At 40.7% G+C, this 25,236-nt stretch carries 21 protein-coding genes, 1 tRNA gene and 2 pseudogenes; 13 read left to right on the forward strand and 11 right to left on the reverse strand.

Annotation, left to right across the window (positions count from 1 at the left end; genetic code table 11):
• The first annotated feature begins 14 nt into the window (after positions 1 to 14).
• A complete protein-coding gene (locus AL038_RS05245) occupies positions 15 to 236 on the forward strand; it encodes a type II toxin-antitoxin system VapB family antitoxin (protein ID WP_062150029.1) in 222 nt (73 codons plus the stop codon).
• A 72-nt stretch (positions 237 to 308) separates the two neighbouring features.
• On the opposite strand, the gene AL038_RS05250 is transcribed toward AL038_RS05245, so the two are convergent.
• Together AL038_RS05250 and AL038_RS05255 are read right to left on the reverse strand one after the other, a co-directional pair.
• Positions 309 to 2,330, reverse strand: coding sequence for a tetratricopeptide repeat protein (locus tag AL038_RS05250; RefSeq protein ID WP_145917061.1), 2,022 nt, complete (start codon positions 2,328 to 2,330; stop codon positions 309 to 311).
• Positions 2,296 to 2,655 (reverse strand): hypothetical protein, encoded by a 360-nt coding sequence (locus AL038_RS05255; RefSeq protein WP_062150035.1) that lies wholly within the window; start codon positions 2,653 to 2,655, stop codon positions 2,296 to 2,298. Before AL038_RS05255 ends, AL038_RS05250 begins: the two co-directional genes overlap by 35 nt.
• Positions 2,656 to 2,819: 164 nt before the next feature.
• Here AL038_RS05255 and AL038_RS05260 point away from each other — a divergent pair, with 164 nt between their 5' ends.
• The 5 genes from AL038_RS05260 to AL038_RS18760 all read left to right on the forward strand — a co-directional run bounded on the left by AL038_RS05260 (position 2,820) and on the right by AL038_RS18760 (position 10,142).
• Positions 2,820 to 5,582: an Hsp70 family protein gene (locus tag AL038_RS05260; protein WP_062150038.1), complete on the forward strand. Its 2,763-nt coding sequence runs from the start codon at positions 2,820 to 2,822 to the stop codon at positions 5,580 to 5,582.
• Between the two features lie 364 nt (positions 5,583 to 5,946).
• Positions 5,947 to 6,927 carry a tetratricopeptide repeat protein gene (locus AL038_RS05265; RefSeq protein ID WP_161575434.1) on the forward strand — a complete coding sequence of 327 codons (981 nt, stop codon included), beginning with the start codon at positions 5,947 to 5,949 and terminating at the stop codon, positions 6,925 to 6,927.
• Positions 6,928 to 6,947: 20 nt separating this feature from the next.
• The gene (locus AL038_RS05270) at positions 6,948 to 7,949 is read left to right on the forward strand and encodes a DUF58 domain-containing protein (RefSeq protein WP_062150044.1); all 1,002 of its coding nucleotides are present in this window, start codon (positions 6,948 to 6,950) and stop codon (positions 7,947 to 7,949) included.
• Positions 7,942 to 9,924 carry a transglutaminase TgpA family protein gene (locus tag AL038_RS05275; protein WP_062150047.1) on the forward strand — a complete coding sequence of 661 codons (1,983 nt, stop codon included), beginning with the start codon at positions 7,942 to 7,944 and terminating at the stop codon, positions 9,922 to 9,924. The genes AL038_RS05270 and AL038_RS05275 overlap by 8 nt, the downstream gene beginning before the upstream one ends.
• Positions 9,925 to 10,007: 83 nt before the next feature.
• Positions 10,008 to 10,142, forward strand: a complete 135-nt coding sequence (locus AL038_RS18760; protein ID WP_272898039.1) for a hypothetical protein — start codon at positions 10,008 to 10,010, stop codon at positions 10,140 to 10,142.
• Here the strand turns inward: AL038_RS18760 and AL038_RS05280 are convergent.
• Both AL038_RS05280 and lolA read right to left on the reverse strand, forming a co-directional pair.
• Complete coding sequence (locus AL038_RS05280) at positions 10,134 to 11,168, reverse strand: hypothetical protein (RefSeq protein WP_062150050.1); 1,035 nt, start codon at positions 11,166 to 11,168, stop codon at positions 10,134 to 10,136. The genes AL038_RS18760 and AL038_RS05280 overlap by 9 nt on opposite strands.
• Before the next feature lie 90 nt (positions 11,169 to 11,258).
• Positions 11,259 to 11,870 (reverse strand): outer membrane lipoprotein periplasmic chaperone LolA, encoded by a 612-nt coding sequence (gene lolA, locus AL038_RS05285; RefSeq protein WP_062150053.1) that lies wholly within the window; start codon positions 11,868 to 11,870, stop codon positions 11,259 to 11,261.
• 399 nt (positions 11,871 to 12,269) lie between these two features.
• On the opposite strand from lolA, the gene glcE reads away from it, so the two are divergent.
• From glcE to AL038_RS05300, 3 genes and pseudogenes are all read left to right on the forward strand, one after another.
• Positions 12,270 to 13,322: a glycolate oxidase subunit GlcE gene (gene glcE / locus AL038_RS05290; RefSeq protein ID WP_062150056.1), complete on the forward strand. Its 1,053-nt coding sequence runs from the start codon at positions 12,270 to 12,272 to the stop codon at positions 13,320 to 13,322.
• 47 nt (positions 13,323 to 13,369) lie between these two features.
• Positions 13,370 to 14,596, forward strand: a complete 1,227-nt coding sequence (gene glcF, locus AL038_RS05295) for a glycolate oxidase subunit GlcF (RefSeq protein WP_062150058.1) — start codon at positions 13,370 to 13,372, stop codon at positions 14,594 to 14,596.
• Between the two features lie 743 nt (positions 14,597 to 15,339).
• A pseudogene (locus AL038_RS05300) lies at positions 15,340 to 15,633 on the forward strand (IS5 family transposase); the annotation flags it as partial.
• A gap of 22 nt (positions 15,634 to 15,655) precedes the next feature.
• Here the strand turns inward: AL038_RS05300 and AL038_RS18465 are convergent.
• Together AL038_RS18465 and AL038_RS18470 are read right to left on the reverse strand one after the other, a co-directional pair.
• The gene (locus AL038_RS18465; protein WP_106405023.1) at positions 15,656 to 16,126 is read right to left on the reverse strand and encodes an IS630 family transposase; all 471 of its coding nucleotides are present in this window, start codon (positions 16,124 to 16,126) and stop codon (positions 15,656 to 15,658) included.
• On the reverse strand, positions 16,113 to 16,478 hold the full coding sequence (locus AL038_RS18470; protein ID WP_062150062.1) for an IS630 transposase-related protein: 366 nt from the start codon (positions 16,476 to 16,478) through the stop codon (positions 16,113 to 16,115). The genes AL038_RS18465 and AL038_RS18470 overlap by 14 nt, the downstream gene beginning before the upstream one ends.
• Before the next feature lie 27 nt (positions 16,479 to 16,505).
• Here AL038_RS18470 and AL038_RS05315 point away from each other — a divergent pair.
• Positions 16,506 to 16,966 (forward strand): annotated as a pseudogene (locus AL038_RS05315) (IS5 family transposase); the annotation flags it as partial.
• A 76-nt stretch (positions 16,967 to 17,042) separates the two neighbouring features.
• On the opposite strand, the gene AL038_RS05320 reads toward AL038_RS05315, so the two are convergent.
• From AL038_RS05320 to gspH, 4 genes are read right to left on the reverse strand one after another with little or no spacing between them, the layout of a single operon-like run.
• A complete protein-coding gene (locus AL038_RS05320) occupies positions 17,043 to 18,467 on the reverse strand; it encodes an MlaD family protein (RefSeq protein ID WP_062150065.1) in 1,425 nt (474 codons plus the stop codon).
• Positions 18,460 to 19,074, reverse strand: coding sequence for a paraquat-inducible protein A (locus AL038_RS05325; protein WP_161575435.1), 615 nt, complete (start codon positions 19,072 to 19,074; stop codon positions 18,460 to 18,462). The genes AL038_RS05320 and AL038_RS05325 overlap by 8 nt, the downstream gene beginning before the upstream one ends.
• Positions 19,064 to 19,489: a type II secretion system minor pseudopilin GspI gene (gene gspI, locus AL038_RS05330; RefSeq protein ID WP_062150068.1), complete on the reverse strand. Its 426-nt coding sequence runs from the start codon at positions 19,487 to 19,489 to the stop codon at positions 19,064 to 19,066. The genes AL038_RS05325 and gspI overlap by 11 nt, the downstream gene beginning before the upstream one ends.
• The gene (gene gspH, locus AL038_RS05335; protein WP_062150071.1) at positions 19,479 to 20,045 is read right to left on the reverse strand and encodes a type II secretion system minor pseudopilin GspH; all 567 of its coding nucleotides are present in this window, start codon (positions 20,043 to 20,045) and stop codon (positions 19,479 to 19,481) included. Before gspH ends, gspI begins: the two co-directional genes overlap by 11 nt.
• Before the next feature lie 169 nt (positions 20,046 to 20,214).
• Here gspH and AL038_RS05340 point away from each other — a divergent pair, with 169 nt between their 5' ends.
• A complete protein-coding gene (locus AL038_RS05340; RefSeq protein ID WP_161575436.1) occupies positions 20,215 to 20,370 on the forward strand; it encodes a hypothetical protein in 156 nt (51 codons plus the stop codon).
• A 126-nt stretch (positions 20,371 to 20,496) separates the two neighbouring features.
• Positions 20,497 to 20,573 (forward strand) — tRNA-Pro (locus tag AL038_RS05345).
• Between the two features lie 77 nt (positions 20,574 to 20,650).
• On the opposite strand, the gene AL038_RS05350 is transcribed toward AL038_RS05345, so the two are convergent.
• Positions 20,651 to 23,455: a two-partner secretion domain-containing protein gene (locus AL038_RS05350; protein WP_062150083.1), complete on the reverse strand. Its 2,805-nt coding sequence runs from the start codon at positions 23,453 to 23,455 to the stop codon at positions 20,651 to 20,653.
• Between the two features lie 506 nt (positions 23,456 to 23,961).
• Between AL038_RS05350 and AL038_RS05355 the strand changes: the two genes are divergently transcribed.
• Positions 23,962 to 25,206, forward strand: coding sequence for a metallophosphoesterase family protein (locus AL038_RS05355; protein WP_062150086.1), 1,245 nt, complete (start codon positions 23,962 to 23,964; stop codon positions 25,204 to 25,206).
• Positions 25,207 to 25,236 lie beyond the last annotated feature (30 nt).

Below are 25,236 nucleotides of genomic sequence, written 5' to 3' on the forward strand. Positions count from 1 at the left end.
TCTAGGAGCAGGGAATGCAAATTGAAGTAGATGACGATTTAATACAACAAGTGATTGAAAAAAGTGGTTTAGCGGGTGAATCAGCCGTTGACATTGCTTTGCGTTTGCTCGTTGAAAATATTACACATAATGCTCAACAAGACATCTGTTATTTCAAACGTAAAAAACTTCTTAAAGAACACTTTATCCTTTTGACAAAGCTAGAAAAAACTCAATTAGTAAGAAACCAAATGTGAGTTGATAATTTAATGTGTTATAACACGCAGGCTATGCTAAATCGTGTTGTGTAACATCATAGCCTGCGTTTTCTATATTTCTAACGAGTCTAAAAACTGCAATAAATGCTTGTGTTCATGCGTATTAAACATACATGCACTGACAGCTTTTACTTCTGCATACTGATTTAACTTGACGGCGAGTAATAAACGGCAGAGCAACGCCTCTTCGGAAGATTCTAACTGATTTAAAATCGTCAATGCATCCATATAGCGTTGTAACTGCATTAACAGTTGCACTTGATTCCAACTAATTTCTACATCTTGTGGTTTTAACTTAGCAAGCTGTTGATAAGCCATCAATGCTTCTTGATAGTATCCTAAGTAAACCAAGGCAATCGCCCGTTCACGACATACCGATTCACACTCATAATCTGGTGCGATTTTACGTAGTTTGTTTAAAATGCCTACAGCAGATTCATATTGCTGTGTTTTATTTAAAAATACCGCATATTTCCATAATAAATCTGGATTATCGGGGAATGAATCAACCAGTATTTTGAATACTTCAGCATTAAATTGGCTAGCTAAATAATCGGCATAAATCAATAACATTTGCTGATTATTGGTTTGACGAATCAAATTGTGAATTTTGACGTGAGCATCTAACGTGAACAAATGCCTACAATAACCAAATAACACCTGTTCATTGGTTGGTTTCAATTGAACAAGCCTTTCTAGCTTCTCCAAATTCTTCGTTGCTAATAACTTTTGTAAGTAGTTTTGCACAATACTGGGATCATCAACCCCCAAATAAACAAGATGTTCAAAACCTTTAATATCATCAGGTTTTAAAGCAATCGTTTTTCTAAACGCAAATTCAGCTCGATTTCCATCCTTTAAAGCTCTTAAAAGTAATCCGCGTTTAAACCACAGGTTGTATAGTGCTTCTCTACAGTCTTCAAGCAATTGAACAAAGCGAAAGGCTATTTCCTTGGATATTCCATTGATAGTAATTGCTTTATTATTATTGAGTAACAAACAACCATCATGACGCAACTCCACCGAGTGAATCGTATCCAAAGGAATACCACCAAACTCATCAGAATAAATAGCTTTATCAGTTAAGAAAATGCCGTCTGTCGCACTACCAAATAAAGTATTATCAATTAAAACAAGTGATTGCTCTTCTTTTTGTGCATCCTTTGCATACGTTCCTAAGACACTGGTTAATTTTTTCGCAGGAATGGTCGATTTGAAAAAAATTGAGCCTTTAGATGGCATTACCAAATACTTCTCAACAACACTATTGATTTCTTTTGTAAGCGTTTTCTCGTCGAGAATAGATAACAGTTGACTGTAAACATTACAGTATTGAATAAGAGAAAAATCTTTAGTTTCTAAAGAATTAAATTCTGGGGAAATCGCTTGCCATCTGTTTTTATTCTGCAAAAAGTTTTTAACGTATTCTTGTCGCTTACCAGAAACAACACAACTCATATATTCTTTTGCAGACATCAGCGATGTTTTTTCTACAATAGCCAAATCTTCTTCTGTCTTTCTAACTTCAATGGTTACAGGTAAAAATACTTGTGTCCTTTCATAGTCATCTAGTAGCTTGATTTTAGTGTCAATCAATTTTAAATCGTTTTCAAATAACCAATGTAAATCAGCCGTAATAAACTGACAATTATCCTCATTTAATTCGGGTTTGAAGCTGTCAATTTCACGGAATATACGATGCTGCAACGACTTATAACTATGTAAACTCGCAGCATATTCTTCTTGTAATGCATAAGTTTCTGCAACTGTGGATTGAATAGACCAACAACACTCGAGCCGTCTCAATTTAGCGGGTAAATTGCTTGCCTGATACTCATCTGGTGTGTCATAAATGGCGAGAGACTGATTAAAAGTGGATATACAATGTGTTAAGTGATTATTACGATTTTGTTTGTTTTTAATCAACAAAGAAGTTTTTATCTGTTCTATGCCTTGACGATAAGCCGTGTAAGCTAATGCCAGTCGCTGTCTTTGTTGGTACTCTAAAAGATTATCCAGTTTTCTATCAAAATGTACTTTATAAGTCGATGAAACCGTCAGAAACCTTTGCATCTAACGCACGAATGGATTTTTGCACTTTGACTAGTTGATATACATTAACCGCAGATAAAGCACATCCAACCACAGAAACCGCACCAATTGCACCAATAGAAGATTGAATAACAGAAAGCATCGCCGTTTGGTTTGTAATGCCATTACTGATTGTATCAACGGAAGCCTGCAATGTATTGATACCCTTTTGTAATAGCTGTGTTCCTGCTTCCACATCAGGGTTGAAACCTATATTAACCAATACTTTACCTACTAAAGACTCACCAGCCACGCTTAAACCCCCTTCGATGAAGGGTAAAATGAGTGGTATTAACAAAGGAAACATAATTTCTCCAAATAAACTATTAAAAATGAATCGCCTGAAGTAAGTTATTATTTTAACGAAAACTATCTACAATCTCTATATATTCTCAAGCGATTTAATTTCTTCCTTGAAAAATCTCCCCTAATCGGTATAAATGACATACCCTTGTCATCCAAAAGAATACTATGTCCCGCTATCTCGTCGGTATTGATTTAGGCACGACTCACACCGTTGTCGCTTATCATGATACACAACAACATACTAAAATAATTCAATTATTTCCTATTGAACAACTCGTGAATGTGGGGGAAGTTGCATCGCGTCCCTTGTTGCCTTCCGTGCGCTATCATCCTGCTGACGGTGAGTTACAACCTGAAACATTACAACAGGGCAGTGGAAATCTTGCCTTTACGGTTGAGAATCCTGTGGCGATTTTTGGCGAATTTGCTCAGCAACTCGGCGCGAAATCGCAAGGGCGATTAATTCATAGTGCAAAAAGTTGGTTGTCACATACCCAAGTTGACCGTACCGCACCAATTTTGCCGTGGGGAGGAGCGGAGGGGGTGGCGAAAATTTCCCCACTTCATGCCAGTGCTAGCTATTTGGCTTATATTCGCACGGCGTGGAATCAACAATTTCCCCACGATTTATTGGAACAACAAGACATTGTCTTAACCGTTCCCGCCTCGTTTGATGAGGGCGCGCGACGCTTAACAGTGACTGCTGCACAGTTGGCAGGTTTGCCGACGGTTCACTTGTTAGAAGAGCCACAAGCCGCTTGCTATGATTGGTTACATCGTCATCAAACGGATTTACATAATGCGTTACGAAATAGCCGTTTATTATTGGTTTGCGACGTAGGCGGTGGCACAACCGATTTAACCCTTATAAAAATTCAGCAACAAGCAGATGAATTACCAAAATTAACCCGAATCGGTGTAGGTGAGCATTTGATGCTCGGCGGGGATAACATGGATTTAGCCCTTGCACATTTGGCAGAAAGTCGTTTAATGCAAGCGGGAAATCCTTTAAATAGTGCGAGTTTAGCGCAATTGATGCTTCAAACCCGTTGGGCAAAAGAGCAGTTGCTTGCAGAGGCTGCCCCTGAGCAATGTAATATCACCTTGTTGGGAACAGGTTCACGTTTAATCGGTAATGCTAAAACAACAACGTTGCGTCGTGAAGAAGTGCGCAATGCTTTACTAGAAGGCTTTTTTCCTTCCGTTAGTTATAACGTACAGCCTCAAAAACGCCGTGCAGGATTGGTCGAGTTTGGTTTACCCTTCGCACAAGACCCTGCAATTACCCGCCACATTGCCCACTTTCTTGCACAACACGCACTCACTGCTCAAGAAGCTTTAGGTATTACCGATAACACGCCCGCGTTGCCTGACACTGTTTTATGTAATGGGGGGGTATTCAATAGTCCCTTGCTACAAAAAAAGTTGTTAAATACATTGGGCGAATGGCACGGGCAAGCCTTACATCAGTTAGATAATCCACATCCTGATTTAGCCGTTGCTTATGGGGCGGTGGCGTATTCCCTTGCGCGACGCGGACAACAGCTAAAAATTGGCGGTGGTTCCGCACGGAGTTATTTTCTTGCTTTAGAAACGGAAACGACAGCACCGCAAGGTATTTGTTTACTGCCGAAAGGCACAGAAGAAAGCACTGAAATTCGTCTTGAAAATAATACATTTGCGTTGAATATTGGGCAGCCCGTGCAGTTTCATCTATACGCTACGACACATGACATTCCTTATCAAGCAGGTGAGTTAGCAAACATTAATCCCGAAATTTTTAGTGTGTTACCGCCTTTAATTGCCGTGATAGATACGCAACAGCAAAAAGCGAGCATTCCTGTGTTACTCTCTGCCGCACTTAGCGAAGTTGGCACGGTTGCTGTGCAATGTAGCGCGTTAGACAATCCCGCCCAACATTGGCAATTAGAGTTTCAACTACGTGGACAAGCAAATACTTTATTATCCAATGTGATACATCCACGCTTTGCAGAGGCCATTGTAGGAATAGAAAATTTTTATGGCACCCGTGATAAAGCGACTGCACAACAATCGGTTAAAAATTTACGTAATGAATTAGAAAAAGTGTTGGGTCAACGTGATAGTTGGGATACCGTATTATTACGGCAACAAGCAGATGTTTGGCTGGCTGAGGCTTTAAATCGTCGTCGTCGTTCCGCTGACCATGAACGGTTATGGCTAAATTTAACAGGTTTTTGCTTACGTCCCGGAATGGGCTATCCGTTGGATGAGTGGCGTGTGCAACAATTATGGGCAATCTATCCACAAGGGATTCAATATAAAGAAAATGCGCAAAATTGGGCGGAGTGGTGGACGATATGGCGACGGGTTGCGGGGGGCTTGTCACACGAGGCACAACAGACAATTTATCAATCGATTAAACCTTATTTCGCCACCGTACCAAAACGATTTTATAAACAACATATTGTCGATTTAAAGAAAAAAGGTTATGAAGAAGTTATCCGTTTAGTAGCGAGTTTAGAGCAATTAGACAGTGCGGATAAAATCGATATTGGCAATTATTTGCTTACCCGCTTACAACAGGGGGAAGAATCCAATCATGCGTTTTGGGCAATTGGACGCATCGGCGCGCGCGTGCCGAGTTATGGCAGTGTGCATTATGTCGTTCCTGTTGCGGTGATAGAAAACTGGTTACAAATTTTATTGCAATTTAATTGGAAAACACATTCCTTGGCAGGTTTTGCAACAACTTTATTGGCGCGTATGAGCGGTGATAGAGAACGCGATATTAATCCGACATTGCGTCAAACAGTTATATCAACTTTACAGGCAAATAAAGCCCCTGCGACATGGATAGCCTTGGTTCAAACCGTGAGTGTATTAGACGAAGGTGATGCACAGAAAGTATTTGGGGAATCTTTACCGTTGGGATTACGATTGTTGTAGCGTTAAATAAGGTATGGGCGATGCCAACACTTGTTGGCTAAAACGCAAGCATTTGAATTGTCTGAATGGGAACTTTCAGCCTTATGAAGGTAACAAATAGGATTTCTAAATTCTGGGGGCTGATAATCCAGTGAATGCTGATTTGGCAAAATTGACAGGTCGGTAAACACAAATTCCTATATATCTATTTCCTGTTACAACATAAAGTAACAGAAAAATCCATTTTAAGTATTCTTATCCCTATTGTTTGTGAAGCCATTCACCTCTATTTCTGATGTTATCGTTATCAATGCTCCTTTTTCCAACATTTTTATCAGAGGTCAATATGGTGAATAAATATTCACTTTATTTTTTAATATGTTATTTGTCCATTTTTTCTGCAACCAATCTCTATGCGTTAGACCGTCAAGATGTACAAGCTATTACTGAGAATTTATTAGCGCAAGATGCAGATGAATTGTTAAAAAACCCAGCTATTCATGCCTTGCAATTCAATAACTTGGTCATGGCAATTGACGAGTTGAGCAATTTACCCTTTCCAGCGGAAAACCAACGTGTAGAGGCGATTGAAAAATTACGTCAAGGTGATACCAGCGCGGCAGTTACGATTTATCAACATTTGTTTGAACAACACCGTGATGAGGGTGAAAACAGCCGTCAAGAAGCGGCGATGATGGCAAAACATTTGAGTAGTTTATTACTGCTAACCGATATCACTGCTGCGTTACAACGCTATGAGCAAGCTGCTTATTTGGGCAATAATGCCCGTTGGTGGAATGATTTGGGGAGTTTGTGGCTAGCACAAGCACAATTTGATAAAGCGGAAACGGCATTTAATCAAGTGTTAGCGTTACCAGAAAATACGGTTGAACAAGACGCGCTTGCCGTTGCAACGGGTAACTTAGGGCATTTGTATTGGCAACAAGATAAGTTGGACAAAGCAGAAGAGATGTTTTCGCGCAGTCTGCAAATTAATGAGGCGTTAAATCGCCAACAAGGCGTATTGTTACAGTACAAAAATCTCAGCACTTTGTATGCAAAACAACAAGCATGGCAAAAAGCAATTCCTTTGTATAATAAGTTGTTAGATTATTATCGGGATAATGATCATCAACAAGAAGTGGCGGAGCAATATGGCGATTTAGGCATGGCCTATATGCACTTAGGCGATTTATTCACGGCGGAGTCTATGTTGCTTAAAAGCATCGAGTCATACCAATCTATTGGTGATAAAGCAAATAGTGCTGTGCAATATCGCCGTTTAAGCAGTTTGTATGAAACGCAAGGCAGAACGGAAGAATCCAACGAAGCACGCCGCAAAAGTTTAGCACTCGATAAACCTTAATTCATAGTTGACAATAGCTTATGACAAATAAAACCCGTTTTCTACAACGACTGAGACTAAAACTAAAACTGACACCAAAACGCACTTTTCAAACGCTGCCTGTCTCGCTTACAAGACGGCGCATTTATATCGTGCCAAACCGCTCAGGGTTTTTATTTGGTTTGGTTTTATTTGTCATGTTGGTAGGCTCAATTAACTATAGCAATAGTATGGGCTATGTTCTTACCTTTCTATTGTTTAGTATGGCTTTAATTTCAACCCTTTACACACAACATAATTTATTGAATTTGGCGATAACACTGGGTAAGGTCGAGCCTGTATTTGTTGGCGAAACGGCACAGTTTCAATTATGGATAGATAATCGCCAACGTCCTGAACGTTATGCTTTATGTTGGCAACGCACGCCTGAGCAGATTGGTGAAGAAGTTGGTAAACCCATGATTATTGATATTTCTGCAAATGAGCGCATCGCAATTACTACACCTGTTATAGCACAACAACGCGGGCGTTTATTCTTAGATAAAATCACTATTTCAACTTGTTTTCCGCTAGGCTTATTTTATGCGTGGTCATATATTTACGTGGATATGTCCACGATTGTTTATCCCGCACCAACAGGGCAACGCTTGCTCCCGATTGGTGGCGAGGCGAATCAAAAAGGGGAAGCAGGATTAGAGGTTGGTCAAGGTGATGATTTTGTGGGTTATCGCGATTATAGAATGGGCGATTCTCCACGACATATAGATTGGAAAGCCGTTGCCCGTGAAAAGGGTTGGCTGATAAAACAATATGGTGGCTCGGGTTATACTCATCATTGGCTACGTTGGACAGATGTCATCCAGATTAATGCGTTAGAAAAAAAATTATCACAATTATGCTTGTGGGTACTCATTGCGGACAGTGAAGGGGCTGTTTATGGTTTAGACCTTCCGCATGTAAAAATTCCCCCTAATAATGGCGCGCAACATCGAGATAACTGTTTAAAAGCCCTCGCACTTTTTGGACTGCCCCAGCATGATTAATTTTTTCACCCCCGCCCCCATTTTTCCACGTATAGCAACACTTAACTGGTTATTAGTATCCTTAATCATGGTGATACTACCCCATGTTAGCCGTTTACCATTATGGACTAGCCTATTTTTTATCCTCTTTCTATTATGGCGATTTTTAGGCACGGCTAAACAGTATGGGCTTCCTAGCCAACTGCTTAAAACGCTTTTTGCATGCCTTGTGGTCGTGGGCATTCTTTATACTTATCGCACGCTATTTGGACGAGATCCGGGGGTTGCCTTATTGGTTGCCTTGTGCAGCCTAAAAATGATTGAAATGCACAATCAACGGGATGCACTGCTTATCTGCTTTTTAGGTTACTTTCTGATTATTACCAACTTTCTCTATTCACAAACGATTCTAACGGCGTTATACATGTTTATTGTGATGTTGGTGATGACGGCAACACTCATCGGTTTAAGTGATTACAATGAACGGTTAACCCTTTGGAAACGATTACGTTTAGGTGGGCTTTTACTCTTCCAAGCTATCCCCTTAATGCTTGTGCTATTTATCTTCTTTCCACGTGTTGCAGGTCCTTTATGGGGAATACCAAAAGATGCTTTTAGTGGTGTCACGGGCTTAACAAACAATATGTTGCTGGGAAATATCAGTGAATTAACGGTTTCTGATGAAATTGCATTTCGGGCTAAATTTGAAAATGACAAGATTCCCAGTCATCAAGAACGATATTGGCGCGGTCCCGTCTTTTCTTATACCGATGGGAAAGAATGGAAAAGTGATGTAGAAAAAAATATGATTGTACAAAATCGCCAACTTACCTTTTTAGATACCCCTTACACTTATACCGTCACACTAGAGCCACATAATCAACGCTGGGTATTTGCCCTAGACATGCCCACAAAAACCCCTGACAGTACATTCAGCAATCAAAAATATGAAATAACAACGTTTTACCCTGTTCGCCAACGGATGCGTTATCAAGTAACTTCATATACACACTATCGCGCTGAATTAGCGGATGAACAGCTACTTAAACTCAATTTAACATTACCTGCCAATATGCACCCGCGCGCGAAGGCACTTGCAAAACAGTGGCAACAAGAAAACCCCGACCCACTCGCTATTGCACAACGGGCGTTACAATACTTTAATCAAGAACCCTTTCATTACACCCTAACGCCTCTCACTATTAATAAAGACCCTGTTGATGAGTTTTTATTTGAGACCCGCGAAGGATTTTGCGAACATTATGCGGCGGCTTTTACCGTTTTAATGCGCGCAGCAGGCATACCCGCACGTATTGTGACAGGTTATCAAGGCGGAGAATTCAATTCGGTTGGTAATTACTTGGTTGTACGACAACGCGATGCACACGCATGGAGTGAAATTTGGATAGCAGGAACAGGCTGGGTACGAATAGAACCAACAGGTGCAGTCGCTCCAGAGCGTATTGAACGCGGTGCAACCGCAACGTTTGCAAGTAATTTTGATACTTTTGCAGGGTTCGAAATGGATAATAATTCCCAGTTAGGAACATTCTGGCGACAACTGCAAGAAAATTGGGATGCACTCAATAATGACTGGAATCAATGGGTACTTGGTTATGATAACAGTCGACAAAAAGAGTTTTTTAGCAATGTAGGGATTAAAGATGCGACATGGCAAAACATGACTATTGCACTGGTCGTGTTAGTGGCAACGCTATTATTGGGTATTAGTTTATGGCTACTCAAACGTGCGCAACGTTATCGTGACCCTGTACAACAATTATACTACCGTTTTTGTCAGCAACTTGCTCGTGCAGGTATTACACATCACGCCAGTGAACCACCTTTAAAATTAAGCCAGCGTGCAACGACATTACGACCTGATTTAGCACAACCCATTCAAAAAATCATCACTCTCTACATTGCAGTACGTTATCGCAGTCAAATAGACCTATTACCCGCTTTACAAAAAGCCATTAGACAATTTCACTCTTAGATAATCTTATTTAATACAAGGAGTTATTGCTAAAAAATAATACGGATATCACCCGTTTCAAGTGGTGTTATCCGTTTTAGAAATTGTCTGAATCAGAATTTTTAGGATTAGCCGAAGGTTTAGAATTTAAAGGCGGGAGAAAACAATATTTTTATGTCTGGTTATTAGCGAATTCTGATGTTGACAGTCTTCATGTTCCCTATCTTGTCCTACCCTAATTTTAACCGCTTTGCAATTTTGCTAAATAAACTGTTTTTTTCCGTAACCACTTTTGGCGCGACGACAGCGGCAGCTTTTGTGGGATTAATTAATAATAATCCTGTTGCAAAACAAGCATTATAAAAGCCTGCAACAACATCCCATTCTATTTGAAAACGCTGTGCAATTTCTTGTAGGGTTAATGTTTGCCCTGTCATAATGGTTGTTAATTTCATGTGGATGGGCTGAAAGTCTAAACGAGACAAATTAGGCCATGCTTTTAAACGGACAGGAACATCACTTTTATGTGTAGCAATTAATTGTCCTTTTGAACCATAAACAGCCGCACTCCATAAGACACTAGCAAAGGGAATAATCAACTGTCCTTTTGCTAAAATATCAACATCAGTGTCAGATAACCTTGTGCTACTGATGACAGGGGCTTCTCCATGTGTCATTTTGCGCAAGGTTTCACGCGAGGCAGACGTTGCAACAATGCCTTTCTCTGGGTCAACAAATAAAGGCGAATGGGGCGGACAAAAAATTTGCATACATTGTTTTTCTGTTTGCGCTTTTAATAAAACAAAAAACAAGTTGTTGTCTAACTCAGCCAGTTTAACAGGCGGAGGAATAACGAAGGGTTTGATTTTTTTATCAGCATCATCAGCCTCAGCCGTTGATGTGGGTGCTTGACGAGCAGGTACTTTAGTTGAATTTTGCAACTCGTTATGTAAATCAAAAATGACATCACGCAAGGTTTGCACGCGCACAGGTTTTCTTAAAACGGGATAGCGATGTTCATTCAATGCATTGTTCGATAAAATCAACATGCCACGTCCGCTGCGTCCATTAAATTGATTATAAAACGTTTGCCCATCGGGATTATCCACATCAACAATCACAATATGACCGCTTACATCTTCTTTATTTAAAATATTGGCGTGGAGGTCATTATGTTTTGCTAATAGACCCGTCGCTACCTTGAGCACAGCCTGATCGGTTGCTCCCAAATCAACATAAGAAATTGTCAAATTGGCTTCAGGCATTATCGTTTCCTGTGTCATTGGTTTTGTTAGCGGCATTATTTGGTTGTGCGATATTGGCGAGCATTGCGATCCCAGTTAGACCTGTAGGATTTACATATCTTTAATAATATCAGTCCCTGCGGGTGGCGTGAAAATAAATAAATCTTCATCAACAGTCAGGTTTTTTTGCATTTTACTAAAGCTAATTAGGCTTTTTTGTCCTAAATTATCCTGTAATTCCAATTTCTGTAACGTGTCATTTTCGAGGGTTAGTATCAATTTTTCAAACTGTGGTTGTTCCCCTTTTGGGCGGATTTCTAACACAATGATACCACTTGTTGCAGATAACCGTTTTACAGTGAAATTTTCATTTACATTGGTTTCGCTGGTCAACAACAGCGCAGGGGTTTGACCTAAGGCTTTATCTAAGGCTTTAACCGTGACTTGCTCTAAATCAGCATCATGAATCCAAACACGTTCCCCATCAGCAATAATAAGTTGTTCATAAGGGGATTTATAAAACCAGCGAAATTTACCAGGGCGTTTAATATACATTTCACCGCTGGAACTTTGTAATAATTCACCATTTTCAGCATAAAGGACTTGGGTAAATTCTGCGTGTAATGTCTTAAAGTTATTTAAAAATGCGTCTAGTGCGTCGTCTGCTTTTAAGGATTGGGAAAGTAATAATAAAATTACAAACCAATAATAATTCGTTCTCATGTGTTGAATGCGACCTGTTAAAACGATAAGGGGTTGAAACTATACACTGCTTTGATAGACAAAAGCACAATTTTTATAAGGACACTAAAGTAAACTATATAATTTAACTATTGTATTTCGTCTATGCAATATCCACACCATAGAAAACTGGGGGATATGAAATTAATAATTTATAATCAATTAAATAGGAATATAACACTTTTTACAACCTGAAAATAATCATCTGAACAAGCAGATTAAACTGTACAGCTTAACGCAAAACTTAAACCGAATTTACACTAAACATAATGGGAACGAATAAATTCATATTCCACAAAATAGCCAACCTATATTCAGGTTTGTTATGTTATGCCCTCATCACTTGTGACATTTTCCCCCCATTGACTCGCAGAGCAACGCATGACTGATATCACTCATTCTCTACAAACAAGCGTACAAACAGCTTATGCACAACACACACCACTACAAATTGTTGGCGGTCAGAGTAAAACTTTTTATGGACGCGCCAGCACAGGACAAGTGCTAAATACAGCAGCACATCAAGGTATTATTGATTATGAACCCACCGAATTGGTGATTACTGCACGGGCAGGAACGCCCCTCGCAACCATTCAACAAATATTGGCAGAACGTGGACAATGGCTTGCTTTTGAACCCCCTGCTTTTGGTGAGAGTGCGACCTTTGGTGGAACAATTGCCTGTGGATTATCAGGTGCAGCACGCCCTTATCACGGCGCGATGCGTGATTTTGTTTTGGGCGTGAAATGCCTAAACGGTCAAGGTGATATTTTACAATTTGGCGGACAGGTTATGAAAAATGTCGCGGGCTATGACGTATCCCGCTTAATGGTGGGCGCACTCGGTACGCTGGGTGTATTACTAGAAATATCCTGTAAAGTCATGCCTATTTTACCCGAACAAACCACACGTATTTTATCCTGCTCCCTTACTGAAGCCCTTGAACACATGACATTCTGGGGAAATCAAACAATTCCGCTCACCGCCAGTTGTTATATTGATGGTAAACTCTATTTGCGCTTAAATGGGGTGAGTATTCAGTCAGCAAAACAAAAAATCGGCGGAGAAACGCTGGCTGACGCAGACACATTCTGGGCAGACTTACGCGAGCAACGTTTAGCTTTTTTCCAAACCACCAGCCCACTGTGGCGGCTTTCCGTTCCCCCCACAACGCCACCACTATCTTTAGCGGGAGAAAGTCTTATCGAATGGGGAGGAGGATTGCGCTGGCTTAAAAGCAATGCGACCGCAAAAGAAATACGAGCAAGTGTTGCGGCTGTCGGTGGACACGCGACCCTATTTAAAGGTGGCGACCGTCACAGTGCTATCTTTCATCCCTTACCGACCCCACTAGATGCGTTACATCAACGACTAAAGCAACAGTTTGACCCAAAAGGCATTTTAAATCCTCAGCGGATGGCACAAGCGTGGTAACTATCGCGTTTTTTCTTTTATCTGTTTCTCGTTGTTATTTCTAAATTATGCAAACCAATTTAACTCCATCTGTTCAACAAACCCCCCAAGGACAAGAAGCCGACGCAATTTTACGGACTTGTGTCCATTGTGGTTTTTGTACTGCCACCTGTCCAACCTATCAATTACTGGGTAATGAATTAGACAGTCCACGCGGACGCATTTATCTGATTAAAGCCTTTTTAGAAGGCAACCCCGTGACTGAAGAAACTCAACACCATTTAGACTTATGTCTAACCTGTCGCGCCTGTGAAGCTGCTTGTCCATCAGGGGTTAAATATGGCCGTTTAATCGATATTGGTCGTGATTTATTAGAACAAGCGGTTGCTCGTCCCCTTTCCGAACGTTTAAAACGCTGGGGAATTCGTCAAGTCTTACCCAATTCCATTTTATTCAATCCCCTACTGCAAATTGGGCAAACCCTGCGTCCTTTGTTGCCACAATCACTAAAAAACCATATTCCGCCAAAAATAGCATTTACGCCTTACACGCCAACAGCACACGCTCGCATCATGCTGGTTTTGGATGGATGCGTACAACCAGCACTCGCCCCAAAAACGAATGCAGATGCAATGAAAGTCTTAGATAAATTGGGCATACGGTTAATTAGCGCACCTCAAGCAGGCTGTTGTGGTGCGGTGGATTATCACCTTGCTGCCCATGAAGAAGGTTTAACACGGATGCGCCAAAATATTGATGCGTGGTGGACATTTGTTGAACAGGGAGCAGAAGCCATCGTAATGACGGCAAGCGGTTGTGGCAACATGGTAAAAGAATACGGTTATTATCTTAAAGATGACCCACAATACGCGAGCAAAGCTGCGCGTATTTCTGCAATTTGTCGGGATTTAACCGAAGTGATATTGCAAGAAGGTTTGGATAAATTAAAACCCGCACCTGATTTACCACCTAGCCCCGAAATGGTTGCTGTGCATGTTCCGTGTTCTTTGCAACATGCCCAACGGCAACCGTTCATACTACCAAATCTGCTGAAAAAACTCGGGTTTAAACTAACCATTGTGCCTGATGGGCATTTATGTTGTGGTTCAGCAGGCACGTATTCTTTATTTAACAAAGCCGTTGCTAATCAATTGTTAGATAATAAAATTAATGCGTTACAGTCTGGACAACCCAGTGTTATCGTCACGGCAAATATTGGTTGTCAGGCACATTTACAAAGTAAAAGCCAAGTACCTGTAAAGCATTGGATTGAATTAGTTGCAGAAAGATTGTAGTTGTTAAAATCAAGATTAGCAGGATTAGTTGTATTAATCCTGTTAATCTATTTAATTCAATTAGTTACAAAAAATATTGTTTTTACATTGCGTTAAATAATTAATTTCCTGTTGGGGTGATGGTGTTTATGGCGGCGGATTGCGCTGATTTGGAACATGTTAATTCGCCAATTTTAAAAAATTACTTTTTCCAGCATAGACTTGGCATTATGCTAAAATTGAGTCGAACTAGGAAATAAATGGCAGAATAGCAATGAATACACTTTTGAATATAGATGAGCAACTGATGCAACAGGCTTTGCAATTGACAGGTTTGCATAATCCACAATTTAGTCGTTGAAATGGCTTTGAAAGAGCTGGTAATACGGAGAAAAACGGATAAATTAAGTCAAGCCTTTGGGCAATACTGTTGGGATGGTGATTTAGAAGTAATGCGGAATGATAGTAATGCTGCTGGTTGATAGCTCAGTGTGGATAGATTTTTTCAACGGTAAGACTACTGTGCAAACTTTGTATTTACGCGATGAGGCGGAACGCGACCAAATTTTATTGGGTGATTTGATAAAGTATCTTCCCTTGAAAGTTAAGTATTCCTGATTAACAGATGTTTGAACCACAATTAACCTAATTTACGCAATTCACATAATTTTTAATGTGTTAATTATGATAATTAGAGCGTGTCATCAAATAGTAAAAAGTGTTATATTATAGGTATATACCCAGATATCGCCAAGGATAAAACAATGAGTCGTCGCTATGCCTTAACCGATGAACAATGGTCAAAACTAGAACCGCTACTCCCTGGGCGTAAAGGACATGTCGGGATGACGGCTAAAGATAACCGCTTGTTTATTGATGCTGTTCTATTCCGTTATCGCAGTGGCATTCCTTGGCGCGACCTTCCCGAACGCTTTGGTGATTTCCGTGTTGTCCATACCCGCTTCAGTCGTTGGTCTCAGAAAGGTGTCTGGGAACGTGTTTTCAAGATACTAAGTGCCGATGCTGATAACGAATATGCCATGATAGACAGCACTATATAGCAACAGTACTATAAAAAGATTAAATGGAATTCAGTAAAAAGAGCTCATCAATAGAACAATGTTGTTGTTTACGGAGAGTCTTAGCCTGAGCCCATTTATGCTCAATAGGATTTAAATCAGGCGAATAAGGCGGTAAATATTCCAAGAGATGCCCAGCGTCTAAAATAGCCTGCTGAATGTCGCTACGTTTATGAAAAGTGGCGTTATCCATCACAATGACAGAATTCTGAGGGAGTTTAGGAAGTAAGTCTTGGGTTATCCAAGCGAAAAAGACATCGGAATTAATCGCGCCAGAAACTAAAGAGACCGTTAATAAACAAAAATTGAGCAAAGCCCCGATGACATTAGTACGTCCTTTTGCATTCCAGTCTTGCGCGCCAAAGCAACGTTTGCCGATAGGTGCATAACCAAAACGGCGTGGCATATCATGAGCAAAACCACTTTCATCGATGAAAACAATTTGCCTATCGGATTGTTTATAACGGTTCATTTTGTTTTGAAAGACTTGCCGTGCTTCGGGGTTGGCTTTGGGATGTTTGAGTGTTTTTTTTACGGCTAATCCCTAGACGTTTTAACGCATGGCGAATCCCGCCTTCCGTAATCCCAAAACGGGCCGCGCGTTCATAATGGTAAGCATCGGGATATAACGCCACATCTTGTTTTAGGGCCTCCATGTCTATTTTAGTTGGTCTGTTACGTGTCCCTTTGGCTTCCAATACTTTGCTCCACCTGACGACGCTTGCGATGGCTATTTGAAAGCGTTTCGCTACCGCTGCTAGGGTGAGATTTTCTTCTTGTTTCACTTTTAATACTTTTCTACGGAAATCTATTGAATAGGTCATTTCTTATCCTCTTTTTAAAATACGGTTACTATAGTTAGAGCGCATCAACATAGTAGTGGTGGTGGCGCGGATGAAGCCATTGGACGTAGCGCAGGGGGTTTAAGTACCAAGATTAACTCCGTTGTTGACGCACTGGGCAATCCGACCCTTTTTTTTTGACTGCGGGACAGGCAAGCGACCTTGAAGGGGCTGATGCTCTTATTCCTCAGATAAAGGCAAACGCTTTATTGGCTGATAAGGCTTATGATGCTGATGAACGGGTTAGAGATGTTTTAAAACAGAAAAGCATAGAACCTGTGATTCCGTTCAGGAAAAATCGTTTAAATCCACCTGATTATGATAAAGCTCTTTATAAGGCACGTTATTTAATCGAGCATTTCTTTGGTAAATTAAAGCAATATCGTGCAATAGCTACACGATATGATAAACGCGCTAGGAATTTCTTAAGTGGGGTTTATTTGGCTTCTACCTTGATTCTTTTAGCTTGAACCTTTAACCCTTCTTATTTGATGACAGGCTCTAAGCTAATTGTGTAAATTGTGGTTCAGAACGTGTTTTAATTCCCTAAATCCCTTTTTCAATCGTAGGGTTGTTTGTCAATAACACCACGTGTGCCTGTTTTTCTTCCACAATTAAAATACCCAATAGTTCGCCATTATTCATCGCAACAACGGGCGCGCCGTGCCAACTAGCAGAAAAGGCTTGTTTATCTTGAATTATCCATGTGGTTTCACGCGCTGTGTAACGTGCTGCATTTAACGGGTGTGGTGGTGTGGTAGGGCTGCTAATGACTAAGCTATCTTCAGGTGTTTTATGAGTATTTTCTGTCGGGAGTGTTAGGGCTTCATACGTATGGGTATAGGGTAAAATGGCTAAACCATCCGCGTAAGGAATCACGGTAGATTTGCTTAAATCAATCTTTAAATCGTTAATTGTCAATTGAACCGCTTGGCTATTTTCAGGAGGAATTAGTAGGTTACGTGGTGCTAAAAAACCTTGTGTAATGGGGAGTATCCAGCCTTCTTGTTGTGTCTCGTGCCAAAATGTGTAACGTGTCATGCCTGTATTCTCCCATGTCAACTGCGCCCATAGTGGTTTCGGTAAATGATTGGGTAGGGTTTTATCAGGGGCTATATATGCTGTCCATTGTAGCCATTCTGTTTCGGGTTCATCAAAGAGGGTAAAGCGTTCATTCATTTTAGCCGCTATGCCATAGTTGCTAGGAACGGCAAGGCTAATACCGCCAGCAATCACGCTGTAAACAGAATCCATTTGAAAATCCACTCCTGTCCAACCAGCCGTTAAACGCATACCGCTAGTTTTCCAAAAACGGGTATTTTCCCGAATTAAGTGTGTGTATTCTGGTTTGATATACGCTTGTACAACAACGGTGCTACCATCTTGTGCTAAATCAACGGCTAGTATTGTGCCTATGGCAACTTGGCGATACATAATCGGCGCACCCCGTTTTAATATCCCTTTGCCTTTGGTTTGTAAGAAAATTTCTAAACCACCCGTTTCTAATTCTGTGATGGATAAGGGCATATCTAGCCCGACAAAGTGGGTTTGCTTTGTCTCCGCGTTGCTGGGTAATACACTGATATAATTTGCCCCGATAACGGTTTCTAAACCGCTTGTGCCTGTAATATCCAGTTGTGGGCGTACAATCCAAAAACGACTGCCTTCACGTGCGATGGATTCCGCAGTGGGGGCTAGATGAATATCGACAAGGACTTTTTGTAAATCATCACTTAAGCGCACGTGATAAACCTGTCCGATTTCTATGCCGCGATAGCGGAGTGTATCACCGACTTTAATGCCATAACCTTGTTGAAATACGAGGTTTAATGGAACACCTTGTTGCTGATTGGTTTGATAAAGTAACCCACCGACAATCAAAACCGCTATTAATGGGATTAAAAATGGTCCTGTCCAACGATAGTGAGGTTTTAAGGTTGCGGTTGGGAAATCGTTTGTCATTTTACTCATTAGGGATATCCCATAAAACATGTGGATTAAAACTCAAACTTGCGAATAAACTGCATAAAACCAGCAGTGTAAATGCAAGCAATCCTGTCCCTGCGCTGATGCTGACTAAGCCACCTAATTTGACGAATGCTACTAGGATGGCAACGAGCATGACATCTAACATGCCCCAGCGTCCTAAGAGTTCAACAGCACGATAGGTTAATGCACGATGATGTGCATGGTGAATCACATTTGTACTGGAAAGAATTAATAAGCTGAGTAATTTGAGCGGTGGGAGAAGAACCGAGAATAATAAAACGATACCCCCTACGAACCAATAGCCTTGTCCTAATAAAGTTATTAACCCCATGAATAAGCTATCTTCATGTCGATGTCCTAGTTGTTCAATGCGTAAAAGTGGTAGGAATAGTGCGGGTAAATAAAAAATTAAGGCTGTGAGGGAAAAAATAATCGTCCATTGATTCCGCGCGTTTTGTTGCCGTGGCAAAGGGGTGGCGCAACGGGCGCATACGGGTTTTTCTTTGGCAGTATGTGCGGGAATATGTTGAATTAATCCGCAACAGTGACAACTTGCTAGTGGTAAAAAGGTGTCTGTTTCAGTCATCATGCAATGTCGCTGATTGAGATGTGATGGATTGGCTAGCCCCTGCATTTTTGCCGATAAAACCTGTTAATACGGCAATGGCTTCTGTGTCCGTTTTATCTGGGCGCACTTTTACATCTAAACGTCTTAAATCGTTATCTATGGTGTTAGAAATGGCAACAGTCCAAAACCATTCATGCTCACCCATTAGGCTACTGCCTTCGCGTTTGCCTACGGATGGAAATTCATTTGTCAGTTGTATTTCAGCAATAACATTCATTGCAACCCAATGTGCAAGGGTTTGGTCGCGTAAATAGCCAGCATTGCTAGCATTTTCCCCTGCTGCTTTAATAATCGCGGCTAAAGCAATTGCAAGAATAGCGAGGGCGACCATAACTTCTAATAGTGTAAAACCACGGTTTGCCGCTTTACCAATCATCGCGTGTCACCGTTAGATTACCCAAATTATTACTTTTGATAACATAGCTTAAGCGGGTGTTGATTGCGCTACGGAGTCGTAACGTAAACGGGGTAAATTCACCACTGCTAAAAATAACAATTTGTGGTGTATGTGTTGTTGTGTCCTCAGATAATACTTTTTTACCCTCTACTTGCAATTCTGCCTGTATATTGGCAGTAAATTGACGGGGGCGACGTAATTCATCATTTTCTAGTAATTTCCATTGATTTTCTTCGTTTAAATGATAAAAATAATACCCTTCTGTTTCTATATAAAGCCCTTGTTCTTCTGACTGTAAAATGGCTTCCTGACTTGTTAAGGTCAATAATGCAACAATCCGTTCTGCTTCATTTTGTAGCTGCCTGTCTAATCCCCCGTCATTGATAGCCAAACTCGCCACGCTAAGAATAATACCGATAATAATCGCCGTTACTAACAATTCAATCAGTGTAAAACCACGCATATTACTTGAGGTTTTACAGCTAACTGTTTGAGTCGTCAGCAATCGTGGTGCAGGAAAAATATAACATGGCATAGTTAATGCTCTCAGTAAAACTATGAAACTAACAAGCCGTTGTTTCCTCTGTATGAAAAAAAACCTAGACCTACAGATGTGGCTCACGATATGCCCTAAGCGCAATCATCGCGCATCATCCTTTCATCAGGTAGGTTATGGCACAAACGCAGTGTAGAGGAAATATTCTATGAAAGTCGAAAAATTATTGATACCAGTCATTACATTACTGGTTTTTTTCGCTATTTTAAGTTGGTATGAGGAACAAATTCCATCCCGTGTTCCGCCCACTCAACTCATTCAGTCTGCGGATAAAATACCCGCTGTCAAAAATTCTGGTAGTTAATCAAACAGGGTTTAAAACCATATAACACGCCTGTGGTATGCTTAAAATAGATATTTATCGCGACAAAAAAAGCATAAAAAGGCTATACAGGGAAGAAGAATGGCTATATAATGCTTGCTCTTTAAACGGGGCGTAGCGCAGCCTGGTAGCGCACTTGAATGGGGTTCAAGTGGTCGGAGGTTCGAATCCTCTCGCCCCGACCAGGTTTTTCCTTTCTCAGTTTTTTATCTCCGCTTTTATTTTTCTCCATTAATTTCAAATTATTAGCACGTTTTTTCTATCATTCTAACCAATGTTCTGGGGTTTTTGGTACACCATCGCGTTGTGTTTTGTGATGAAAACGACTTAATTCTTTTACGTCATCAATTTTGCAGCCGTTTTGAATCATTTCGCTGACACTCGCAAAACCAGACGGTAAAACTATCAGTGAGCCGTTTAAATCAGCAATGGGTGATGTGATGATAATGTCGCCATCAATCCCTAAATCTGAAGACGCATCTACAATACTATTTGATGCAATAAATTCTTTGGTGTTTAAATAAATATTTCCACCATTTCCCCCACTGGCTTGAGCGATAATGTCGCTGTTTTCTAACACAATAAAAATGGGAGAATCAACGGTAACGTTGCCACCATTACCAGCACCATCTTGTACACTGGTTGTTATTTTACAATCTTGTAAATGTAAAAGAGTCCCAATTTTTAGCGTAATCTCCCCGCCCCCTGCATTAACTGCTTCAGTACTGATTTTACCCTGTGTTTGCAGATTTGCGCGTTGCGTAAAGAGATAAATTGAGCCTGCATGTCCGCTACCTGCGCTTGCTGTGGAGATGTTGGCATTATCCGTGAGGGTGAATGAATCGGCATAAAGGCGAATCGTGCCACCATCACCACCGTTGCTATAGGGGCTTTCTGTGCGTGCATAAATCCCGCTTTGGGAAATACTCGCAGCACTTTTATTCATATCCTCTTCAAAACTTTTTTGTGCCTTATTCGCTGGTAATAACGCGATGTGTTGCGAATCACCACGAATGATGATTTCTGTTGCTGTCACATCAATATCACCGCCTTGTCTGCTGTTATTTGTACTGCTACTCAAAATTGCACCATTTTCTAAAACTAAACGCTGACTTTTAATGTTAATTTTACCCGCATTACCTGCTTGTCCTGTTTCCACCTGTGAAGCGTTAGAACGTGCGTAAATACCTGTTCCTAAGCCTTCGTCAGTTTCACCATAAGGATTTACGCCACTCAGTATCATGTCACCCGCAACCGTAATATGAATTTCGCCTGCATGGTTCGCAATGCTATTTGTCGAGGCGAGTGAATTGCTGGATATTTTCGCACCATCTTGCATCTGTAATGTCCCTGCCGTTATAGTAATTTTCCCCCCTTCACCCACATTAAGAATTGTTCGTGCCCCTTCTGAATTGGCAATAATACCGCTACTACTGCCGTTAGCACTTGTTCCCTGTAGCTGTAAGGTATTTTGTACATTGATGGTAATGTTGCCACCGTTGCCCTTACCCGTTGTGGTTGCCAATATTAATGCACCATCATTTAATTGGAGTTCTCCCGCTTCAATCAGAATTTCTCCACCGCCCCCACCTAAACTTCCGCCTAATACCCGTGCAAGAATACGGCTACCTGTGCCATTACTGGCTTGTACTCCCCTTAACACTAAGGTATCACTGGCTTTAATGGTGTAATCGCCTAAATCACCCTGTCCACGTGTTCCGCCTTCTATACCCGCACCCGCTTCAATAAAAATATTTTTTGCCTCCAGTAATACACTATTTGCATTGCCACTTGTAGCGGTACGGCTGACATTATCAACCGTGATACCCGCACGCCAATGTGTTGGTGATTCACCTTGAAAAAGAATGGTTTCACCTGCGTGAAAAGTCACAAATCCACCACTCCCTGTTCCTTCAACACTGCCAATAAAATGTCCGCCTTCTTCAAAAAAAATATTGTTAGCCTTGAGCGTGACATCACTAGATTGTCCGCCATTGGGGTCTTTACTGTAGGTATAAGCGGCGATAGAGCTAGCACGTTGTTCTTCTCCCGCTGAATTATTTCCATGCAACCAAATATTTTCTTGCGCTTCTAAAATAATATCGGTTGCATCGCCACGTCCAAATGTATGTGTAAATAATTCACTACCGTCTTGAAAGGCTATATTTTCTGCTTTGATATATATCAATCCACCCGCTTGGTCTTGGCTATAACTACGTAAATGACTACGTTGTAAAATAAAATCACCTGCTCGAATAAAAATACTCCCGCCGCCATCACCGCTCACATCCAGATAGGTATTTTGTAAATGGACGGTATTAAATAAGCTATTATTTTTTGTAATAATTCCTTGTGCATTGAGTTCAACTGTAGCCGCGCTTTTTAAGCCGACTAAATCAATGCGCCCATTTTTCGCGCTAATAACGGCGGCAGCATCAACAGCAGGAATAAATCCTTCTTCCTCTGGTGATAAATAAAAATTTTCCCCTTGAATATGTATTTCTCCACCGATTAAGGCGAATGATTGCCCTTCGTCAACACTTAAATGACTATTATTTAGGCTGATAGCGGCAGGATTTTCATGTAAAAAGCCAAAAGCATGAATCGGCGCGCTACTTAATAAGGCTGATGTTTGGTGTGCGTTAAATTCTTTTCCATCTTGAAAGATAAGGCTGTCAGCAGTAGAAAGATAAAACCCGCCCCGCACGTCAATTTCTGCATGTTGTCCGACAATAACCCCATTTGGATTAATAAAATAAAAATCGGCATGGGGAATTGTGCTCCGTAGCGTTCCATCTAAAACAGAAACTTGATTTCCTGTTACACGACTAATAACCCGCTCAAGGGTATCAACCCCTGTAAAGGTCGCACTTTCGCCTTGTTTTAGGCTAAATTCGCTAAAACTATGAAATAAATTGTTTCCCTGCTGCTGTCCTAAACTCGCCTCGATTTGGTAATCAGGGGCAGATAATGCCGTCTGTTTCCCCAAAGAACCGTCAAGAACAACATCGGCCCAAGCAAAACAGGGTAAACAAGTGAATAAACTAGATAATATGATTGATTTCATAAGACATCCATTATTAAGCCATTTTTTTGATTGATAGACGGTTTAAATCGGAATTTTCAGACATGAGTAGATTATTTTTCCGTTTTTAAATTCTGAAAAGCTTACTAATCCTGAGAATTTTGATGCAGATAGTTTTGTAAGATGGATAACACTCGCAGTAATATCCGTTGTTTATTATTTTTATAGTCAATCAAAAGATAAAATATCTTTATTTACAGTATATTATATTTATTTTATTGAATTTTGTAACTTGACATTTTCAAGCGTGGCGATTTTCCATCCTCTTTTTATCGGAAAGTTTTGGAATAAACCCTTCCCTGTTTTTTCTTTTATCGTTTGATATATTTTGTTAAATCAATCATTATTTTTCAGGGCTACATCCATTTATCATGCTTACAAACTCATACTTGACATTTAAATAATAAAATACATACATGGAGTTATTGATTAAAACTAAAATTTAAGATAGTCTTAATCATGAGAATCGTTTTATAGGAGTAAATACAATGAAATTTATCCATGCTGCGGATATTCATTTAGACAGTCCCTTATGTGGGTTAGCACGGTATGAAGGTGTACCCGCAGAACAGATGCAAAGTGCGACCCGTCGAGCATTTATCAATCTGGTCGATTTGGCTTGTACTGAGGCGGTTGATTTTCTGCTGATTGCAGGAGATTTATATGATGTAGATTGGAAAGATTACAACACAGGATTATTTTTTAATCAGCAAATGAGTCGCTTACGTGAGGCGAATATTCCTGTATTTATTGTTTTGGGTAATCATGATGCGGGAAATAGCATCACTAAACAATTACGCTTGCCTGATAATGTGAAAGAATTTAGCACTACCCATCCTGAAACAGTGATATTAGAGAAGATAGGGGTTGCGATTCATGGACAAAGTTTTGCGACAAAAGCCGTAACAGAAGATTTAAGTGCTGATTATCCTACAGCAATCGCAGGTTATTATAATATTGGGTTACTCCATACCGCCGTTAATGGACGCGAAGGTCACGCGAATTATGCACCATGTAGTCTGCAAGGCTTATTAGCGCATGGCTATGATTATTGGGCATTAGGGCATGTGCATAACCGTGAAGTATTACATGAAGAACCGTTTGTTGTCTTTTCTGGCAATTTACAAGGGCGACATGTACGGGAAACGGGCGCGAAAGGCTGCACATTAGTCACAGTCACCGACCATAAAACAACCTTAAGCCATTGTGCGGTTGACGTGTTGCGTTGGGCAGTATGTTCTTTAGATGTGAGTAATGTTACAACGGCTGATGAAATCGTGGATAAAGCGCGAGAAGCGGTGTTAGACACTTTGCAAACGGCGGATGGTCGTCCACTCGCATTGCGGGTTGTCATTGACGGCGCATGTCCTGCTCATGCTGAATTACATAGCAATCCTGAACGCTGGAGTAATGATATTCGGGCAGTTGCAACCGATGTCGGTTTAGGCAATGTGTGGGTAGAAAAAATCCATTTGCATACACACCCCATTAATAGCACCCGTTTTCAGGATGACAGCCCTTTTGATGAGCTTTTACAAACCCTACGCACTTTGCCACAAGATGGTGATAGTTTATTAGCGTTAGGTTCGGAATTACGTCATTTAAAACAAGCCTTACCCATGGAAGCGCGTTTTAGTGAATATGGATTTGACCCTGAAGACCCTGATACGCTTCGGCAAATGTTAAATCGGGTAGAAGGTTTTTTAATGGGACGCTTATTAGCACAAGCTTAATCTTTAGGAATAACAAGATGAATTAAAACG

The organism is Beggiatoa leptomitoformis (genome assembly GCF_001305575.3).
Classification (GTDB): Bacteria; Pseudomonadota; Gammaproteobacteria; order Beggiatoales; family Beggiatoaceae; genus Beggiatoa; species Beggiatoa leptomitoformis.

What these genes read in the sequence shown, in the direction of transcription:
- gspI (WP_062150068.1), bottom strand. Translation starts at nt 19,489, where the DNA reads ATGATTGGTAAAGCGGCAAACCGTGGTTTTACACTATTAGAAGTTATG.
- AL038_RS05270 (WP_062150044.1), top strand. Translation starts at nt 6,948, where the DNA reads ATGACAAATAAAACCCGTTTTCTACAACGACTGAGACTAAAACTAAAA.
- AL038_RS18465 (WP_106405023.1), bottom strand. Translation starts at nt 16,126, where the DNA reads ATGAACCGTTATAAACAATCCGATAGGCAAATTGTTTTCATCGATGAA.
- AL038_RS05325 (WP_161575435.1), bottom strand. Translation starts at nt 19,074, where the DNA reads ATGATGACTGAAACAGACACCTTTTTACCACTAGCAAGTTGTCACTGT.
- AL038_RS05350 (WP_062150083.1), bottom strand. Translation starts at nt 23,455, where the DNA reads ATGAAATCAATCATATTATCTAGTTTATTCACTTGTTTACCCTGTTTT.
- AL038_RS18470 (WP_062150062.1), bottom strand. Translation starts at nt 16,478, where the DNA reads ATGACCTATTCAATAGATTTCCGTAGAAAAGTATTAAAAGTGAAACAA.
- AL038_RS05250 (WP_145917061.1), bottom strand. Translation starts at nt 2,330, where the DNA reads ATGCAAAGGTTTCTGACGGTTTCATCGACTTATAAAGTACATTTTGAT.
- AL038_RS05280 (WP_062150050.1), bottom strand. Translation starts at nt 11,168, where the DNA reads ATGCCTGAAGCCAATTTGACAATTTCTTATGTTGATTTGGGAGCAACC.
- AL038_RS05275 (WP_062150047.1), top strand. Translation starts at nt 7,942, where the DNA reads ATGATTAATTTTTTCACCCCCGCCCCCATTTTTCCACGTATAGCAACA.
- AL038_RS05340 (WP_161575436.1), top strand. Translation starts at nt 20,215, where the DNA reads ATGAAAGTCGAAAAATTATTGATACCAGTCATTACATTACTGGTTTTT.
- glcE (WP_062150056.1), top strand. Translation starts at nt 12,270, where the DNA reads ATGACTGATATCACTCATTCTCTACAAACAAGCGTACAAACAGCTTAT.
- glcF (WP_062150058.1), top strand. Translation starts at nt 13,370, where the DNA reads ATGCAAACCAATTTAACTCCATCTGTTCAACAAACCCCCCAAGGACAA.
- lolA (WP_062150053.1), bottom strand. Translation starts at nt 11,870, where the DNA reads ATGAGAACGAATTATTATTGGTTTGTAATTTTATTATTACTTTCCCAA.
- AL038_RS05355 (WP_062150086.1), top strand. Translation starts at nt 23,962, where the DNA reads ATGAAATTTATCCATGCTGCGGATATTCATTTAGACAGTCCCTTATGT.
- AL038_RS05255 (WP_062150035.1), bottom strand. Translation starts at nt 2,655, where the DNA reads ATGTTTCCTTTGTTAATACCACTCATTTTACCCTTCATCGAAGGGGGT.
- gspH (WP_062150071.1), bottom strand. Translation starts at nt 20,045, where the DNA reads ATGCCATGTTATATTTTTCCTGCACCACGATTGCTGACGACTCAAACA.
- AL038_RS05320 (WP_062150065.1), bottom strand. Translation starts at nt 18,467, where the DNA reads ATGAGTAAAATGACAAACGATTTCCCAACCGCAACCTTAAAACCTCAC.
- AL038_RS05260 (WP_062150038.1), top strand. Translation starts at nt 2,820, where the DNA reads ATGTCCCGCTATCTCGTCGGTATTGATTTAGGCACGACTCACACCGTT.
- AL038_RS05245 (WP_062150029.1), top strand. Translation starts at nt 15, where the DNA reads ATGCAAATTGAAGTAGATGACGATTTAATACAACAAGTGATTGAAAAA.